The 15306-nt window shown below is 71.4% G+C and carries 15 protein-coding genes and 1 tRNA gene; 5 read left to right on the top strand and 11 right to left on the bottom strand.

The genetic code is table 11. From position 1 onward, the window contains the following. Positions 1 to 39: 39 nt before the first annotated feature. The 4 genes from RISW2_RS02715 to RISW2_RS02700 all read right to left on the bottom strand — a co-directional run bounded on the left by RISW2_RS02715 (position 40) and on the right by RISW2_RS02700 (position 2255). Positions 40 to 666 (bottom strand): LysE family translocator, encoded by a 627-nt coding sequence (locus tag RISW2_RS02715; RefSeq protein WP_051491760.1) that lies wholly within the window; start codon positions 664 to 666, stop codon positions 40 to 42. Continuing rightward, positions 657 to 1277: a LysE family translocator gene (locus tag RISW2_RS02710; protein WP_043766248.1), complete on the bottom strand. Its 621-nt coding sequence runs from the start codon at positions 1275 to 1277 to the stop codon at positions 657 to 659. The genes RISW2_RS02715 and RISW2_RS02710 overlap by 10 nt, the downstream gene beginning before the upstream one ends. Further along, a complete protein-coding gene (locus RISW2_RS02705) occupies positions 1274 to 1732 on the bottom strand; it encodes a GAF domain-containing protein (RefSeq protein WP_043766245.1) in 459 nt (152 codons plus the stop codon). The genes RISW2_RS02710 and RISW2_RS02705 overlap by 4 nt, the downstream gene beginning before the upstream one ends. Before the next feature lie 70 nt (positions 1733 to 1802). After that, entirely contained in the window at positions 1803 to 2255 is a 453-nt protein-coding gene (locus RISW2_RS02700) for an Lrp/AsnC family transcriptional regulator (RefSeq protein ID WP_043766243.1), read from the bottom strand. A gap of 73 nt (positions 2256 to 2328) precedes the next feature. Between RISW2_RS02700 and RISW2_RS02695 the strand changes: the two genes are divergently transcribed. Together RISW2_RS02695 and RISW2_RS02690 are read left to right on the top strand one after the other, a co-directional pair. Then, complete coding sequence (locus RISW2_RS02695; protein ID WP_043766241.1) at positions 2329 to 2925, top strand: LysE family translocator; 597 nt, start codon at positions 2329 to 2331, stop codon at positions 2923 to 2925. 84 nt (positions 2926 to 3009) lie between these two features. Continuing rightward, positions 3010 to 3969, top strand: a complete 960-nt coding sequence (locus RISW2_RS02690) for an acetyl-CoA carboxylase carboxyltransferase subunit alpha (protein ID WP_043766238.1) — start codon at positions 3010 to 3012, stop codon at positions 3967 to 3969. Between the two features lie 13 nt (positions 3970 to 3982). Here RISW2_RS02690 and RISW2_RS02685 read toward each other — a convergent pair whose 3' ends face one another. Both RISW2_RS02685 and RISW2_RS02680 read right to left on the bottom strand, forming a co-directional pair. Continuing rightward, the gene (locus RISW2_RS02685) at positions 3983 to 4657 is read right to left on the bottom strand and encodes a GntR family transcriptional regulator (protein WP_051491759.1); all 675 of its coding nucleotides are present in this window, start codon (positions 4655 to 4657) and stop codon (positions 3983 to 3985) included. 33 nt (positions 4658 to 4690) lie between these two features. Next, positions 4691 to 5401 carry a M48 family metallopeptidase gene (locus tag RISW2_RS02680; protein WP_043766235.1) on the bottom strand — a complete coding sequence of 237 codons (711 nt, stop codon included), beginning with the start codon at positions 5399 to 5401 and terminating at the stop codon, positions 4691 to 4693. A 131-nt stretch (positions 5402 to 5532) separates the two neighbouring features. On the opposite strand from RISW2_RS02680, the gene RISW2_RS02675 reads away from it, so the two are divergent. Together RISW2_RS02675 and RISW2_RS02670 are read left to right on the top strand one after the other, a co-directional pair. Beyond that, positions 5533 to 5871: a TIGR02300 family protein gene (locus tag RISW2_RS02675; protein WP_043766233.1), complete on the top strand. Its 339-nt coding sequence runs from the start codon at positions 5533 to 5535 to the stop codon at positions 5869 to 5871. Positions 5872 to 5958: 87 nt separating this feature from the next. Continuing rightward, positions 5959 to 6034: transfer RNA gene (locus RISW2_RS02670), tRNA-Ala, on the top strand. A 130-nt stretch (positions 6035 to 6164) separates the two neighbouring features. On the opposite strand, the gene RISW2_RS02665 is transcribed toward RISW2_RS02670, so the two are convergent. From RISW2_RS02665 to RISW2_RS02655, 3 genes are all read right to left on the bottom strand, one after another. Next, complete coding sequence (locus RISW2_RS02665) at positions 6165 to 6623, bottom strand: GNAT family N-acetyltransferase (RefSeq protein ID WP_043766230.1); 459 nt, start codon at positions 6621 to 6623, stop codon at positions 6165 to 6167. 70 nt (positions 6624 to 6693) lie between these two features. Beyond that, the gene (locus RISW2_RS02660; RefSeq protein WP_043766227.1) at positions 6694 to 8172 is read right to left on the bottom strand and encodes a UdgX family uracil-DNA binding protein; all 1479 of its coding nucleotides are present in this window, start codon (positions 8170 to 8172) and stop codon (positions 6694 to 6696) included. Between the two features lie 4 nt (positions 8173 to 8176). After that, positions 8177 to 9406, bottom strand: a complete 1230-nt coding sequence (locus RISW2_RS02655) for a putative DNA modification/repair radical SAM protein (protein ID WP_156943770.1) — start codon at positions 9404 to 9406, stop codon at positions 8177 to 8179. 211 nt (positions 9407 to 9617) lie between these two features. On the opposite strand from RISW2_RS02655, the gene RISW2_RS02650 reads away from it, so the two are divergent. After that, positions 9618 to 12137: a mechanosensitive ion channel domain-containing protein gene (locus RISW2_RS02650; protein ID WP_084615220.1), complete on the top strand. Its 2520-nt coding sequence runs from the start codon at positions 9618 to 9620 to the stop codon at positions 12135 to 12137. A gap of 42 nt (positions 12138 to 12179) precedes the next feature. On the opposite strand, the gene RISW2_RS02645 is transcribed toward RISW2_RS02650, so the two are convergent. Both RISW2_RS02645 and RISW2_RS02640 read right to left on the bottom strand, forming a co-directional pair. Beyond that, a complete protein-coding gene (locus tag RISW2_RS02645) occupies positions 12180 to 12521 on the bottom strand; it encodes a DMT family transporter (protein WP_043766221.1) in 342 nt (113 codons plus the stop codon). A 112-nt stretch (positions 12522 to 12633) separates the two neighbouring features. Further along, positions 12634 to 15141, bottom strand: coding sequence for a GcvT family protein (locus RISW2_RS02640; protein WP_043766220.1), 2508 nt, complete (start codon positions 15139 to 15141; stop codon positions 12634 to 12636). Positions 15142 to 15306: the final 165 nt, after the last annotated feature.

The raw sequence follows: 15306 nt of genomic DNA, 5'->3' as shown, positions 1-15306 counted from the left end.
TGCCAGCCGCCGCCGCGCGCCGCAAGGGTGCGCCGCGTCTCAGCCGACGGCAAGCCGCGCCGCGAGTCCCGCGAACACGAGCGCCGAGAGCCGTCCGAGAAGGCGCCCATGGGCGGCGAGCCGCGCCCGCGCCGCGCCCGCCGCGACGCCGTAGGCCCCCGTCACGACGAAACCCGTGAACGCGAAGACGCCCCCGAGGGCGAGAAGCTGCGCCCAGACCGGCCCGCGCGCCGGATCGGCGAATTGCGGCAGGAAAGCCAGGACGAACAGCGCAACCTTGGGGTTGAGGACATTGGTGAGCGCGCCGCGGCGGAACGCTCCCGCAAAGCTGGCCGCGCCCTCGCCCGCCGGCCCCGCCGCGCCCGCCTCGCGCCAGGCCCGCACCGCGAGGACGGCGAGATAGGCTGCCCCGGCCCAGCGCAACGCCGTCAGCGCGGTTGGCGCCGCGGACAGCGCCGCCGCGACGCCCATCGCCGTCAGCGCCACGTGCACGAGGCATCCCGCGCTCACTCCCGCCGCGGCGGCAAGCCCCGCCCGCGGCCCGCCGCGCAGGCCCGAGGCGATGGCGAAGGTCACGTCGGCCCCGGGCGCGAGGTTCAGCGCCAGCGCGGTGCCCAGTAACGACAGGAGCGCCGCGCCCTCGGGCAGGAGCGCGCTCAGTCCCATCCCGGCACCGCGGTGGCGCCGAGCGCCACGCCGTAGAGGATGAAGCAGGCCGCGAGCCCGCGCCGCACGAGGCGGTTGCCCACCGCCCCAAGCGCCGCGCGCCCGAGCAGCGCGCCAAGCGCGGTGTAGCCGGAATAGCTCATCGCGGTGATGGCGAGCGCGGTGGGCACGATCGCCCACATCTGCGCGCCGATCGGCACGTCCGGCTCGACGAACTGCGAGAACACGGCGAGGTAGCCCGCGACGCTCTTGGGATTGATCGTGGCGACCATGAAGGCGCGCAGCCAGATCGACCCTGGCCGCGCGGCCTCGGCCGGCAGCGGGCGGTCGGCGGCGCGCCAGGCCCGGACGCCGAGCCAGACCAGCACCAGCGTGCCGGCGATCTTCGCCGCGAGGAACCCGGTCGGCGACGCCGCGATCAGCGCCGTGATGCCCACCGCCGACAGCGTCAGGAACAGCGCCGCCTGCGTGAGGATCCCCGCCACGCCCCAGAGCGCGCGCAGGAAGCCGAAATTCATGCCGTTGCGGATGCAGTTGACCGCGTTCGGACCCGGCGAGACGACGAAGATCGTCCAGACCAGCGCGAAGACGGCCCAGCCGCCGAGGCTCACCGCGCGGTCCGGAACGTGTCCGCGAGGATGGCGGCGAGACCCGCCTCGTCCGAGGGTCCGAAGGCGGCCGGGCGGTCGCTGTCGATGTCGAGGACGCCGAGCAGCGTGCCGTCGCCCGTGAAGACCGGCAGCACGATCTCGGACCGCGTGCTGGACGAACAGGCGATGTGCCCCGGAAAGGCGTCCACGTCGTCGACGATCTGCACCGTGCCGGTGCGCGCCGCGGCACCGCAGACGCCCCGGTCGAACGGGATCACGAGGCAGCCATGACCGCCCTGATAGGGACCGATCTTGAGGAGACCCGGCGCCGTGACGCGGTAGAACCCGGTCCAGTCGAAGCGGCTGTCGGCGTGGTGCAGCTCGCAGGCGACGGTCGCCATCAGCGCCACGCTGTCGGTCTCGCCCTCGGTCAGCGCCGCGATGACCTTTGCCAGCTCGCCGTAATCCGCCTGCATGGCCGTCCCTTCCGGTCAGAAATCCTGCCCCAGCGGATAGCAACGCCCGCCCCCCGCCGGCAAGGCCCCGTCAGGCGCGCGCGTCCTTGGGCGAGCCCATGACCACGTAGGTCGTGATCGCGTTGACCTGCGGCAGCGTGCCGAGGACATCGGTGTGGAACACCTTGTAGGCCGCAAGGTCCGCGGCCTCGACCCGCAGCAGGTACTCGACCGCCCCGGTGACGTTGTGGCATTCCCGCACCTCGGGGGCCCGCGCCAGCGCGCGCTCGAACGCCTCCTGCGCGGTCTTGGTGTGGGTGTTCAGCCCCACGGTGACATAGGCCACGAAGCCGATCCCCAGCCGTTCTGGCGACAGGACGGCGCGGTAGCCCCGGATCACGCCCGCCTTCTCGAGCGCCGCGACGCGCCGCAGGCAGGCGGAGGGCGACAGCCCCACCCGTTCGGCGAGCGCAAGGTTGCTCTGCCGCCCGTCCACCTCGAGCGCACGCAATATCCTGCGGTCCGTATCGTCGATCTCGGTCATTTGTTGCGAATAATGCGGATACCGACAAGATTTCGCAACCAAATGCCGCGCCCGCTGCACTTTCCTGCGCGGCATGACACCTGACCTCTTCACGGCACTTCTCGCCTTCGCCTTCGTCACCGTCGTGACGCCTGGGCCGAACAACTTCATGCTGATGGCCTCGGGCGCGAATTTCGGGCTGAGCCGGTCGGTCCCGCACATGGCCGGGATCGCGCTCGGCTTCCCGGCGATGGTGTTCCTCGTGGGGCTCGGCGTCATGCGGGTCTTCGACCTCTGGCCGCCCGCCTACGTCGTCCTCAGGGTGCTGTCGGTCCTCTACATGCTCTACCTCGCGTGGAAGATCGCGAATGCCGCCGCCCCGGAGACCGCGCGCACGGGCGCCGCGCCCCTGACCTTCCTGCAGGCCGCCGCGTTCCAGTGGGTCAATCCCAAGGCCTGGTCGATGGCCCTCTCCGCGATCACGCTCTACGCACCCGGCCGCGACGTGGGCGCGGTGTTCTGGGTCGCGGGCACCTATGTCGCCTGCTCCATGGTCTCGACCACCTCGTGGACCGTGCTCGGCACGGCGATCCGCCGGCTGCTGCGCGGGCCCCGGGTGCTGAGGGCCTTCAACTGGGCCATGGCGGCACTGCTCGTCGCCTCGCTCGTGCCGGTGCTGCTGCCCTCCTGAGGCCCGTCCCCGGGGCGGGCGACGGTTGCATCCGCGTCCGCCCCGCGCCATATCGGACCGCACGACCCAAGGGGCACGCGCAAGATGCATTATCTCGACTTCGAAAAACCGCTCGCCGAGATCGAGGGCAAGGCCGAGGAGCTGCGCGCCATGGCCTCCGCCAACCCCGAGATGGACGTGGAGGACGAGGCCCGCGCGCTCGACCGCAAGGCGCAGGCGATGCTGACCGACCTCTACACCAAGCTCACGCCCTGGCGGAAATGCCAGGTCGCGCGCCACCCCGAGCGGCCACATTGCCGCGACTACATCGCTGCCCTGTTCACCGAATACATGCCCCTCGCCGGCGATCGCGGCTTTGCCGACGACCACGCCGTGATGGGCGGGCTCGCGCGCTTCAACGACCGCCCGGTGATGGTGATCGGCCACGAGAAGGGCAACGACACCCAGTCGCGGCTCACCCACAATTTCGGCATGGCCCGGCCCGAGGGCTACCGCAAGGCGATCCGACTGATGGAGATGGCCGACCGGTTCCGCCTGCCGGTGGTCACGCTCGTCGACACGCCCGGCGCCTATCCCGGCAAGGGCGCCGAGGAGCGCGGCCAGTCCGAGGCGATCGCGCGCTGCACCGAGACCTGCCTGCAGATCCGCGTGCCGCTCGTGTCGGTCATCATCGGCGAGGGCGGATCGGGCGGCGCCGTCGCCTTCGCCACCGCCAACCGCGTGGCGATGCTCGAGCATTCCGTCTATTCCGTCATCTCGCCCGAGGGCTGCGCGTCGATCCTGTGGAAGGATTCCGAGAAGATGCGCGAGGCCGCCGAGGCGCTGCGCCTGACCGCCCAGGACCTCCTGAAGCTCGGCGTGATCGACCGCATCATCCCCGAACCGCTGGGCGGCGCGCATCGCGACGTCGACAGCACCATGGCGAGCGTCGCGGGCACGATCGCGGCGATGCTCGGCCAGCTCGAGGACCTGCCGCGGGCCGAGCTTCTCGCCGCGCGCCGGCGCAAGTTCCTGTCCATGGGCTCGAAGGGGCTCGCCGCCTGATCCGGCCGCGGCCTCAGCCGACCAGCATCTTCAGGCCCTGTGTCACGTCCGAGCGCACCGCAAGCCGCAGCCCCGGTTCGTCGCCCGCGCGCAGCGCGGCGATGATCAGCCGGTGGAAATGCGGCGATTCCGACCGCCTGAGCCGCGCGTAGAGCGCCCGCATGGTCGGCCCGAGCTGCAGCCACACGGTCTCGGCCATGGCGAGCATCGCGGGGGCCTGCGCGCGCAGGTAGAGCGTGCGGTGGAACTCGAGATTCGCACGGATGTAGCCCACGGCGTCGCGGTTCGACACCACGTCCGAGATGCTGCCGTTGATCGTCTGCAGCCGCTCGATCAGCGCCATGTGCGCCCGCGGCAGCGCCCGGCTCGCCAGCTCCACCTCGAGCAGCGCACGCAGCGCGGCAAGCTCCTCGATCCGCTCGTTGGTCAGCTCGGGCGTCGACACCCGTCCCGAGGCCGACATGGACAGCGCCCCCTCGGCCACCAGCCGCTGCACCGCCTCGCGCGCCGGCGTCATCGACACGTCGAAGTCGCGCCCGATGCCGCGCAGCGTCAGCGGAACGCCCGGGGCCATCTGGCCGAACATGATGCGCGAGCGCAGGCCCCGGTAGACCCGGTCGTGCGCCGAGGGCGCGGTTTCCGCCGCGCGGGGGCCGAAGATGGGCGAGGATCGGGACGAGGACAGCATGGCCCCGTCTTGTGATCACGAAACGCGGCGGCGTCAATCGTCCTCGGCGGGCGCGGCCTCGAACCGGTAGGCGTGGAGCCGCCCACCCTCGCGCCTGAGCCAGTCGCGCTGGTCCTGCCAGTCGCCGCAGAGCCGGTCGACCAGCGCCCAGAAGGCACGCGAATGGTTCATCTCCACAAGGTGGGCCACCTCGTGCGCGGCGACGTAGTCCAGGACCTCGGGCGGCGCGAGGATCAGCCGCCAGGAATACATGAGCCGCCCCTCGGACGAGCAGGACCCCCAGCGCGAGCGCGTGTCGCGCAGCGCGAGCTGGCCGTAGCGGCGCCCGAGCGCCGCCGCGTGCCGGTCCGACGCTGCGGCGAGCCGGTCGCGGGCGCGCGCCTTGAGCCACGCGGAAAGCCGCGCGGGCACCTGGCGCTCCGCCCCCGGCACGAGAAGCACGCCGTCGCCCTGCCGCACCGACCGCCCGGGTCCCGTCTCGATCCGGTGCGCGCGCCCTTCCACCGGCAGCGTCGCGCCAAGCCCCACCCGCACCTCGGGCGCCCGGTCGGCGAGGTGCCGGCGCAGCCACGCCTCCTTCTCCCGCAGGAAGGCCAGGCCCTCGGCCTCGGGCACGCGGCGGGGCAGCGTCAGCGTCACCCGCCCGTCGAGCCCCGACAGGCGCAGGCTGATGCGCCGCGCCCGCGAAGAGCGGCGCAGGTCGACGTCGATCGGGGGGTTGCCGTGAAGCGCGATGCGTCCCATCTCTGCCCTACCTCCAGGGCCGCCCGGAGCGGGCGGCCGCCCGCGCGCGCTCTGCCGTTGACGGCCCCCGCGCGTTATGGCAGGGGGCCGGGATTGTCCGCAAGACCCGAGACCTAGTGAAAGGGACTCCCATGCCCAAGGAAGAATGGGGCGTCAAGCGCGTGTGCCCGACCACCGGCAAACGCTTCTACGACCTCAACCAGTCGCCGGTCATCAGCCCCTATACCGGCGAGGTCGTCGAGATCGAGACCGGCAAGCGCAGCATGATCGCCGCGGACGCCGCCGACGGCGCCTCGCGCAAGTCGAAGTCGTCGAGCAAGAGCACCAGCAACGACGACGACGTCGAGGTGATCGAGGACGACGATGTCGAGGTCGAACTCGACGACGATGACGTCCTCGAGGACGAGGACGACGACGGCAACGTCTCGCTCGACGAGATCGCGGACGTGTCCGACGAAGGCGACGACTGACACGGGACGCCGCGGCGGGATTTTCCGCTTGATCCCGCCCGCGGCTTTCACTACATCGCCCGCACGGCGCCGCGACGCGCCGGTTCCGGGGCCTTAGCTCAGCTGGGAGAGCGCCTGCATGGCATGCAGGAGGTCAGGGGTTCGATCCCCCTAGGCTCCACCAATACCCCCCGAACATCCCCGTGGACCCGGCCCGCCCGCGCGGTCCTGCGCCCGTTTCGCGGGATCACGGCACGCCGTGCCGCCGGGACCCGTTCCCGCAGCCCGGGCCCGGCCCTTGCGGCGCGCCTGCCTCAGCCCAAGTCGAGCCGCATGGTCGCCATGCCGCCCCGGCGCGACAGCTCCTCGTAGCCCGCCGAGACGTAGGCGTTGAACGCGGGCTCGTTGTCGGTCTCGACCTTCAGCGTGATCGTCAGCGCGCCCAGGTCCCGCGCCGCCGCCTCGACCAGCGCCGCCATCTGCGCGCCCGCCCCGCCGCGCGCCGCCTCGGCCACGTAGACATAGGTCAGGTGACGCACCTCCGGCCCCACGCCGACCCTCAGCGCGAAGAAGCCCACCGCGCGCCCGTCCGCGTCGAGGATGTAGAACGAGGCGTCGTCGGGTTCGTTCAGCCACTTCTCGACCCATTCCTGCGGGTCGAACGGGTGCTTGGCGTTCGGGTTCACCAGCGCGAGGTCGTCCGCGTCGGTCAGGAGCTCCGACAGCGTCTCGAGCTCGAACGGCGCGTTCTTGCGGATCGTCAGGTCCGGCATGGCATCTCTCCTCCGGGCGGGATGGCCGTGATGCGCCGGGGGCTGCCACGGATCGCGCCGCAGGGCAAGGTCACGCCACGGCGCGCGCCGCCCGCGCGAGGTCCTCGCGGAACCGCGCGCGCTCCTCCTCGGCCCGCGCCCGGTCGGGCAGCCGCAGGAGCCGAGACGGGTGCACCGTGACGAGGACAGGCGTGCCGTCCGGCGCCGCCTCGATCCCGCCGCGCCTCCGCAGGAGGTCGCCGCCCCGCCCCGTCAGCGCCCCCGCGGCCGTCGCCCCGAGCGCCACCGCCAGCCGCGGGCGCACGAGCGCGCGCTCGAGGTCGAGCCACCAGCGGCAGGCCTCGACCTCGCCCGCGTCGGGGCGCTGGTGGATGCGCCGCTTGCCGCGCGGGGCGAACTTGAAATGCTTGACCGCGTTGGTGAGCCAGGCCGCCCCGAGGTCGAGCCCCGCCTGCGCGGCCTCGGCGCGCAGGACCTGCCCCGCGGGCCCGACGAAGGGCCGCCCGGCCAGGTCCTCCCGGTCGCCCGGCTGCTCGCCCACCACCATGAGCGCCGCATGGGCCGGCCCCTCGCCCGGCACCGCCTGGGTGGCGGGCCCGCAGAGACCGCAGCGCGCGCAGGCGCCGATCTCGCGGGCGAGCCGGCCGGCCGCGTCGACGGGCTCGGCCTCGGCAAGAAGCGCGCGCGCCGCCGCGCGCAGCTTCTCGGCCCGGGGCGGGGCGACCGGCGCGGGCGCCGCCGCGGCCATGGCCCGCACCCGCGTCTCGGCCCCGCGCACGAGTTCCGGGATCAGCGCCGCCTCGGGCAGGTTCTTCCAGTACTTCCGGGGCATCTCGGCGCACATCGCCTTCACCATCACCCGCGCGGGGTTGAAGATCGACGCGTAATAGGTGCGCCACAGCTCCTCGGTCGCGTCCTCGGGCGGCCGCATGCCCGCGCGCGTCGCCTCGAAGCGCAGCGCTCCGGCCTCGAACCGCGCGGTCACCCGCGGCGTCGCGATGACCCAGTCCATGTCGCCGAAGCGGCGGGCGAAGAACGGCGTCGCGCGCTCGACGCAGGGGTGCTCGGGCTCGAACCATGCGGCGAAGGCGCGCCGCGTCCCCCCGCCCGGCACCTCGCGGAACCGCACGAAGGCATGCATCTTGTGGATGTCGCGCCCCACCGCCTTCGCGTGGGCGAGCACGGTGCGCACGTCGCGGTCCGACCGGTCGCCCCAGGCCACCGCCCCCGAGGACAGCCGCAGCACCAGCCGGTAGGCGCGCGCGAACCGCTCGGGATCGGAATGGCAGAGCGCGCTCTCGATCGTGTCGATCGCCGCCCGCGGCAGCCTCGGCCGCGCGGCACGGGACGTTCCGCCTTCTTCTTGGTCCAAATATCCCGGGGTCCGGGGCGGAGCCCCGGCCTGCTCCCCGCCGGCGAAGAGGTCGGCCGTGGCTTCGCCCACCGACCACAGGACCGCGTCCGCCGGCACGCCCTCCGCGGCCAGTGCACGGGCCGCGCGGCGCCAGGCGGGCACCGTCTCGACCTCGGGCAGCACCACCGCGCGCACGGGGTCAGAACAGCGCGAGCTGCTCGGGGGCGGGCGCGAAGCGGGCGCGCAGCCGCTCCGCCTCGAGCAGCCCGTGCGGGCTCCAGCCGCCCGCGACGATGAAGGCCTGCGCCTTCTTCAGGACCGCGCCCATGGCCTTCAGGTGCTCGTAGCGCACCGCCCCGCGCCGTCGGGCGGCGAGGATGCGGCCCACCGTCTTGGTGCCGAAGCCCGGCACCCGCAGCAGCTCCTCCCGGCTCCCGCGGTTCACGTCGACCGGGAACCGCTCGCGGTGCCGCAGCGCCCAGGCGGTCTTCGGGTCGATGTCGAGGTCGAGCATGCCCGAGCTGCCGCCGATCTCCTCCACCCCGAAGCCGTAGAACCGCAGGAGCCAGTCCGCCTGGTAGAGCCGGTGCTCGCGCATAAGCGGCGGCGGCTTCAGCGGCAGCGCCTTCGCGGGATCGGGAATCGGCGAGAAGGCGGAATAATAGACCCGGCTCAGCCCGTAGCTCGCGTAGAGCGTCGAGGATTGCGTCAGGATCGTGCGGTCGCAGGCCGCGTCGGCCCCCACGATCACCTGCGTCGACTGGCCCGCGGGCGCGAACCGCGCCGGCCGCTTGCCGCGGAAGGTCGGCCCCTCGCGAGACGCCTCGCGCCGGAGCCGCACCTCCGCCATGGCCTTGCGGATGCCCTGCGCGCTCTTCTCGGGCGCGTAGTCCGCGAGCGAGGCCTCGGTCGGCATCTCCACGTTGATCGACAGCCGGTCCGCCCAGCGCCCCGCCTCGTCGATCAGCTCCCGGCTCGCCGAGGGGATGGTCTTGAGGTGGATGTAGCCGCGGAAGCCCTCGACCTCGCGCAGGGTGCGCGCGATGCGCACCATGTCCGCCATGGTGTCGTCGGGCGAGCGGATGATGCCCGAGGACAGGAACAGCCCCTCGATGTAGTTCCTGCGGTAGAACTCCACCGTCAGCCGCACCACCTCCTCCACCGAGAAGCGTGCGCGCTCGACCCGGCTCGACGCGCGGTTGATGCAGTAGGCGCACTCGTAGATGCAGAAATTGGTCATCAGGATCTTGAGCAGGCTGATGCAGCGCCCGTCGGGCGCGTAGGCGTGGCAGATGCCCGACCCGCCCGAAGAGCCGAGCCCCTTGCCGTCGCGCGAATCGCGCCGCTCACCCCCCGACGATGCGCAGGAGGCGTCGTACTTGGCCGCGTCAGACAGGATCGCGAGCTTCTCTGCAAGGGTACGCTTCACCATGCGTTCATCATATGTTCCCCCAAGGTTCCACTCAAGCCCCGCATCGGCCCGTCACCTGCGACAGGGCGGCGCGGGCAGGTACGGCCCGGCGCCGGGGCGGCGGACCGCCTCCGGCACGGCCCGCGCGGGGCGGATGGTTGCGCTCGGGATCGTCCCCGCTAGGTTGCGCGCCAACGGAAGATCCAGAAGAACAACTTAAGAGGTGCACATGTTTCGGCCCTTGTTCCGCGCCGGGCGCGCGGCCCTGACGGCACTGGCGATCGCGCTCCTGCTGCTGGCGTCCCTTGTCGCCGGCCCAGCGCCCCTCTCGGCGCAACAGGAGGCGGCGGCGACCGAGGCCGCCGAGGCCGCGGCCGGGACGCCCGAGGGGACGAGCGCCCTGCAGAGCCTCCTCACCGTCCTGCAGGACGACGCGGCGCGCGCGGAACTGATCTCCCAGCTCGAATCGGTCCTGTCCGGACAATCGGGCGGCGGCGAGGGAGAGGGCGAAGGCGAGGGCTCCGGGTCCTCCGAGGGCGAGGGCTTCCTCGCCTCGGCGCAGGAGGAATCGCTCGGCAGCCGCGTCGCGGAATTCACGCAATCCATCGCCGAGACCGCGCTGACAGAGTTCGCCAACTTCTTCTCGGCGGTGACCGGCCCCGACAGCGTCCTGCGCGGCATCGGTCCCGAGGAGGTGTCGGTCCTGATCGACGCCTTCACCAACCTCTTCGTCATCATCGCGATCACCGTCGCGGTTTTCGTCGGGCTGCGGCTCGCCCTCATGCCGGTCTTCCACCGCATGGGCAGCCGCGCGAGCGAGGCGAGCCTCCTGCGCACGGTGCTGATCTACATCGGGTCGGCGGTGCTCGACATCCTCGTGGTGGTGATCGCCTGGGCCATCGGCTACGCGGTCACGCTGCTCGTGATGGGCGATTACGGGCAGATGGAGTTCCGCCAGGCGCTCTACCTCAACGCCTTCCTCATCGTCGAGCTGGTCAAGGTCGCGATCCGCATGATCGTCTCCCCGGCGGCGGGCGGGCTGCGGCTCATGAACGTGTCGGACCACGGCGCGCGGCGGCTCTACCGCATCTGCAACGCGGTGGTCAGCGTGCTGGGCTACGGCCAGCTGCTGATCGTGCCCATCGTCAACCGCAACGTGTCCTTCGGGGCAGGGCTCGGGGTCTCGGCGCTCCTGTCGCTGCTCGTGCTGATCTACCTCGTCTGGGCGGTGATCCGCTACCGCGCGCCGGTCGCCGACTGGCTGGCCCGCCGTCTCGCCAGCGGAGCCTTCACCGACGAGACCGAGGTCGAGCGCAGCGAGGATGCGGATGCCGAGACGCACGGCGCGCCCGACGGCACCTCCGGCGCGCTGCCCGCGACGCCCGTGCCCGACCGCAAGAAGCCCACGGGCGTGCTCGGGTCGTTCATCCGGCTCTGGCACTGGTTCATGCTGGCCTACCTCGCGGCGATGTTCGTGGTCATCATGACCCGTCCCGCCGATGTCGTGTTCGACACGCTCATCGCGTCGGGCAAGGTGGCGCTGGCGATCCTCCTCGGCTCGGTGATCGTCGGGTTCTTCGGCCGCGCCTCGCGCGACGGCCTGCCGCTGCCAGACGGCATCACCCAGCGCCTGCCGCTCCTGCAGGCGCGGGTGAACGAGGTGGTGCCGAAGATCCTGCTGATCCTGCGGCTCCTCGTGGCGCTCGCGGTCATCATCTACTCGGTGAACGTGATCGGCGTGTTCGGCATCGCCGACTGGCTGGCCTCCCAGCGCGGCCTCGCGTTCTCGGGCGCGGCGGTGTCGGTGTCGCTGATCCTGATCGTCGCCGCCGGCATCTGGCTCGCGCTCAACGCATGGGTCGACTACCGGCTCGATCCCGACCACGGCAAGCCGCCCACCTCGCGCGAGACGACGCTGCTCACGCTCTTCCGCAACGCCGCAACCATCGCGCTGATCCTGCTCACGCTGATGTTCGCCCTGTCCGAGCTCGGGGTGAACATCGGCCCGCTCCTCGCCTCTGCCGGTGTGCTGGGCCTCGCCATCGGTTTCGGCGCGCAGAAGATGGTGCAGGACATCATCACCGGCGTGTTCATCCAGTTCGAGAACGCGATGAACGTGGGGGACGTTGTGACCGTGGGCGGCACCACCGGCACGATCGAGAAGCTCACGATCCGCTCGGTCAGCCTGCGCGACCTGCAGGGCGTGTTCCACATCATCCCCTTCTCGTCGGTGGACATGGTGTCGAACTACATGCGCGACTTCTCGTTCTGCGTGACCGACATGGGCATCGCCTACCGCGAAAACGTGGACGAGGCGCGCGAGGCCATGCTCGACGCCTTCGAAGAGCTGCGCGCGGGCGAGCAGGGCATCTCGATCCTCGAGGACCTCGAATGGTTCGGCGTCAACGCGCTCGGCGACAGCGCGGTGGTGCTGAGGGCACGGATCAAGACGCTGCCGGGCAAGCAGTGGGGCGTCGGGCGCGCCTACAACGAGATCCTCAAGAAGATCTTCGACGCCCGCGGCATCGAGATCCCGTTCCCGCACCAGACGCTGTATTTCGGCGAGGACAAGTCGGGCCGGACGCAGACCCTGCGCCTGCGCGACGAGGGGCGCGACGAGGAACGCGCCGAGGCCCGCGAACGCGAGGCGCAGGATCCGGCCGAGGACGCGCGCCGGCGCGGTGCGAAGCCGACCGAGGACGCGCCGCCCGATGCCGAACTGGGCGGCGACGTGCAGGACGAGACGTGACCCGGGCGGGCGCCCCGGCAGAGGCCGGGGCGCCCGTGGCGCTCAGTGCGAGATGCTCTTCGAGAAGACGTTCAGCACCACGACCCCCGACACGATCAGCGCGAGCCCGATCATCGCGGGGACATCCAGCTTCTCCCCGGCCCAGAGCCACGCGACGGCGGTGATCAGCACGATCCCGAGGCCCGACCAGATCGCGTAGACGATGCCCGTGGGCAGCACCCGGATCGGGTAGGACAGGCAGTAGAAGGCCAGCGCGTAGCCCACGACGGTGATGATCGTCGGCCCGAGGCGGGTGAAGTTCTCGCTCCGGGCGAGTGCGGTCGTCGCGACGACCTCCGCCATGATGGCCACACAGAGGAAGGCATAGGTCGCAAAGGGGGGCATGGCTCTCTCCGCTGGGGAACGGCCCTGCCCTACCGCCGCCGGGCGGCACTGTCGATGCGGAGCGCGCGCGCGGCCGGCCCGTCGTCCGGGGCCGGCCGCGCGGGGCCTTGGCTCAGCCGTCGACGCGGATGGTCTCGTTCTTCGGATCGTAGGGCGAATCCTCGGTCACCTCGGCATCCCACAGCGCGTCCATCATCCGCACCTTCAGCCGCGTGCCGGGCTTGGCGAGGCCCGGGCGCACGTAGCCCATGCCGATGGAGCGTCCGAAAGCGACCGAGTAGCCGCCCGAGGTCAGCCGCCCGACGCGCGTGCCGTCCTCCGCATAGAGCGCCTCGCGCCCCCAGGGGTCGCAGTCCGCAGGCCCGTCGATCAGCAGCGTGCAGCATTTCGACCGGATGCCGGTTTCGAGCATCGCGGGCTTGCCCGCATAGGGCCGGGTGCAGTCGACGAAACGGTCGAGCCCGGCCTCGAGCGGGGTCGCGTCGCGCCCGAGCTCGTGTCCGAACGCGCGGTAGGACTTCTCCAGCCGCAGCCAGTTCTGCGCCCGCGCGCCCACGAGCCGGAGCCCGTGCGCCTCGCCCGCCTCCATCAGCCGGTCCCAGAGATGCGAGGACATCTCGATCGGGTGGTGCAGTTCCCAGCCGAGCTCGCCCGTATAGGCCACGCGCAGGGCCATCACCGGCACCATGCCGAGCTCGATGTTGCGCATGGACAGCCACGGGAACCGCTTGTTGGACAGCACGGTCGCGGGATCGGCGTCCTTGACCAGCGCGTTCAGCACCGCGCGCGATTTCGGACCCGCGATGGCGAAGACGCCCCATTGCGTGGTGATGTCCTGCACGCTGACATGGGCGCCGCCCGCGGCCATGAAATCCTCGGCCGCCTTGCGCAGGAAATCCCCGTCATAGGCCGCCCAGGCGCCCGCCGAGACTAGGTAGAAGTCCCGCTCGCCCCGCCGCACGATCGTGTACTCGGTGCGCACGGTGCCCTTTTCGGTCAGCGCGTAGGTCAGGTTGATGCGGCCCACATTGGGCAGCTTGTTGCAGGTGAAGCCCGACAGGAACTCGGCCGATCCGGGGCCCGTCACCGCGTGCTTGGCAAAGGCCGTGGCATCGATCAGGCCGACGCCCTCGCGAATCGCCTTCGCCTCGTCGACGGCGTGCTGCCACCAGCCGCCGCGTCGGAACGACCGCGCGTCGTGGTCGAAGCTCTCGGGCGCGTCCTTGGACCCGTAATAGTTCGGGCGCTCCCAGCCGTTCACGCAGCCGAACTGCGCGCCCATGGCCTTCTGCTTGAGGTAGTTGGGGGCGGTCCTGAGCGGCCGGCAGGCCGGGCGCTCCTCGTCCGGGTGGTGCAGGATGAAGACGTGCTCGTAGGCTTCCTCGTTCTTGCGCGCGGCATATTCGGTCGTCATCCAGTCCTGCGCGAAGCGCTTGGGATCGAGCGACGCCATGTCGATCTCGGCCTCGCCTTCGACCATCATCTGCGCGAGGTAGTGCCCCGCGCCGCCCGCAGCGGTGATGCCGAACGAGAACCCCTCGGCCAGCCACATGTTGCGCAGGCCCGGCGCCGGGCCGATCAGAGGGTTGCCGTCGGGCGTGTAGCAGATCGGGCCGTTGAAATCGTCCTTCAGCCCCACCGTCTCGGACGAGGGCAGGCGATGGATCATCGACATGTACTCCTCCTCGATCCGCTCGAGGTCGAGCGGGAAGAGGTCGGCGCGGAAGCTGTCGGGGACGCTGTATTCGAAGCGCGCCGGCGCGTTCCGCTCGTAGGGGCCGAGGATCCAGCCGCCGCGCTCCTCGCGCACGTACCACTTGGCGTCCGCGTCGCGGATGACCGGGTGCTGGTCGTTCGTCTTGCGCCACTCGACGAGCGCCGGATCGGGCTCGGTCACGATGTACTGGTGCTCGACCGGGATGGCCGGCATCTTGATCCCCAGGAGCCGCGCGGTGCGCTGCGAGTGGTTTCCGGTGGCGGTCACCACGTGCTCGGCCCGGATCACCTGGGTCTCGTCGGAGGGCACGAGGTTGCCGCCCTTCTCGACCATCTTCGTCACGGTCACGTCCCAGTGGTCGCCCGCCCAGGCGTAGCCGTCCACCTGCCAGCGGCGCTCGATCAGCACGCCGCGCTGGCGCGCGCCCTTGGCCATGGCCATCGTCACGTCGGCCGGGTTGATGTAGCCGTCGGTCGGATGGAAGATCGCGCCCTTCAGGTCGTCGGTGCGGATCAGCGGCCAGCGCGCCTTGATCTGGTCGGGCGTCATCCACTCGAAGGGCACGTCGCAGGTCTCGGCCGTCGCGGCGTAGAGGCGGTACTCGTCCATCCGCGCCTCGGTCTGCGCCATGCGCAGGTTGCCCACCACGAAGAAGCCCGCGTTCAGGCCCGTCTCCTCCTCGAGCGTCTTGTAGAACTTGATCGAGTAGTCGTGGATGTGGGTCGTGGCATACGACATGTTGAAGTAGGGCAGGAGACCCGCCGCGTGCCACGTCGACCCGGAGGTCAACTCGTCGCGCTCGAGCAGCATCACGTCCTGCCAACCCGCCCTGGCGAGGTGGTAGGCGATGGAGGTGCCGACGGCACCGCCGCCGACGACGAGGGCTTTGACTTCGGTCTTCATGGGGCGGCACTCACTGCGCTCGGGGTGGATGTTGCGGCCCCGAATACCGGCAAGCGGCGCCGCGCAGACCGACCCGCCCGACTTGTCATGGCGGGAAAGCGACATCGCGTCACGGACTGCATTCCGCGCGGGCGGAAACCGTGCGCCGCGCCGGCCGGACGGCCC

The sequence above is a fragment of the Roseivivax isoporae LMG 25204 genome (genome assembly GCF_000521865.1).
Taxonomy (GTDB): Bacteria; Pseudomonadota; Alphaproteobacteria; order Rhodobacterales; family Rhodobacteraceae; genus Roseivivax; species Roseivivax isoporae.
This window is presented reverse-complemented; position numbering and strand designations above follow the sequence as displayed.